The following is a 2,098-nucleotide window of genomic DNA, read 5'->3' as shown; positions in this document are numbered from 1 at the left end:
AAACTAGCATTGGGGGTCGCAGTATAAAACATTCCCTCATTATCAAGATTGCTTTTAAGCCTAGCAAGCTCATGTGATAATGAATCATTGAGGCTGCGTAAATTAGAAATATCTTTACTATGATTGTTTGTATTTTGTTTTCTTAAAAAAGACGACAAAATACTATTTCCTTTTTCATTATTGCTGCTATTAGTAAGTGCGCTTAAAGAAGTTGTAGCACTTGAGAGTGCATCTTGTAGTTGCACCAAAGATTCATCTTTATAAAATAAGAAATTGTGGTTATCAATGCGTTTTTCTATTTCAACATATATCTTTTCAAACAAATAAATATCTAACAAAAAACTTTCCGTATAACACGGAACATATCTTTTTAAGATATAATCGAAATTTTCATATATTATGAGTCGACTTTTGTGTATTTTAACTGCATCCAAAGAATTGCCATTATTGGCTTTTACTTTATAAGTTATATGATCAAAATTAATTCCTAAATCTCTTACAGATTCATGATCAAGGTATTCAAATCCAATAGGTAGCTCTATATTAACCGGTTCTTCAAGGTCTAGTAGTGTATCTTTAGTTTTTACTAAAATATATCCAATTCCATGAAAACGGTAGCTTATAATACAATTAAATAGCGCATTTTTAAGCTGCACCTTTAATCTAGAAAGTTCTGTCTCACTAACATTGTGGCCAGTACTCTCAAGAACAAGTCCGTTCTTGAGGCAGTCTTCTGCTACATTTTCAATGTAATTTCTAAAAAATATTGAATATCTATATAGTTCTTGTGAACTTATTTTATCTACTAGTTTTGCTTTTCTTAAATTACACACTTTTTTATTTCTTATTCTTAATTTTCTTAATTAAATTATATGTATAATAGCAAAAACTAATATTTTTGTCAATTAAATTTACAAAAATTTTTGATTGCCAAAATGAACACTTCTCTCTTTATATCCTAAAGACAACATCAAATATGCAGCGGATATTGCATCAAGTGCATCATCATGGGTTTTGTTATCACCTTTATAAGAATAAATATCATTAAATACAGAAGAACTGCTGTATTTTGCAATGTAAAGTTTCTTGTAGGTAAATGGTGTGATTAATGATGTTATTCTACTAAACTTATTGGACTTTGGTTTAACCGGAGTAATTCTAAAATAATGGCTCATATTGTTTCTAAGAGTCATATATTCACGAGTCAATGCACCCGCACCTTTAGTATTATCTCTATCTTCTAAATAAAGCGCATTTACATTGAAATTTTCTAATACAGTCTTTACCATATTCATAATATAAGGGTCATTTGCTGGTCTTTGGTCTTGAAATACAAAAGCGTAATACTTATCATCAGCTCTTTCCATAACACATAAAGCGGTATTATCACCACCAACACTAAACGCTGGGTCTAAATATGCTATGGGGCTGCTAAACACATAATCTTGTGTAACATTAATTTGTGTAAAAATTGAATCTGTGCTTGCTATCCATTCTCCTAGCAAAACTCTTGCCTTATATGTTGGTATATCTTTATAAAGTTTCTCTTGAGTTTCAATAAATCCTTTACTAAGAAGTACATTATCATATGTTGTAAAATTATATGTTTTAAAAGTTGCTGTATTATCAATATAATCGGTTTTAAAATAATGTTCTGGATGATCAGGATTAGTATCAAAAATAATAGTTTCTTGTCCGCATCTAAGTCTTTTTAGCACTTCTTCTAAAGTTTGTTTATGTAAAGTAGTAGCCTCATTAACAAAAATAAGTGCTGAATTACTCCCTCTAAATCTTTCAAAATCACTTGCCTTATCACCCCCATATAAATTAATTCGAAGTGAATCAATTAGTATATATGAATTATTTGTATGCCTTGGAATATAAGGAATTTTAAGAAGTTTACATAGCTTTTCAAATTGCCCCAAAACATTAACTTCAACTGAGCGTTGCGAATTGCCTATTATGAAATTATTAGTATCACTAGAGTATAGCTTTTTATTTGCAAGTAAACTTTTGATAAACAAGTAACATGCAAGATATGTTTTGCCACTAGCTATACCACCACTAAGTATAATTTTCTTTTCATTGTTCTTTTGAA

Annotated in this window: 2 protein-coding genes; both read right to left on the bottom strand. The window is 29.4% G+C overall.

Going from position 1 to position 2,098, the window contains the following annotated elements; genetic code table 11:
- On the bottom strand, nucleotides 1-833 hold an 833-nt coding region (locus tag HNP68_RS06640; RefSeq protein ID WP_183221659.1), incomplete at its 3' end, for an anti-CBASS protein Acb1 family protein.
- Nucleotides 834-911: 78 nt separating this feature from the next.
- A partial coding sequence (locus HNP68_RS06635; protein WP_183221657.1) for a PBSX family phage terminase large subunit occupies nucleotides 912-2,098 on the bottom strand: 1,187 nt, incomplete at its 5' end.

Source organism: Borreliella yangtzensis, from assembly GCF_014201775.1.
Classification (GTDB): Bacteria; Spirochaetota; Spirochaetia; order Borreliales; family Borreliaceae; genus Borreliella; species Borreliella yangtzensis.
Note: the sequence above shows the minus strand (reverse complement) of the source record. Positions and strands in the feature narration are given on the sequence as shown.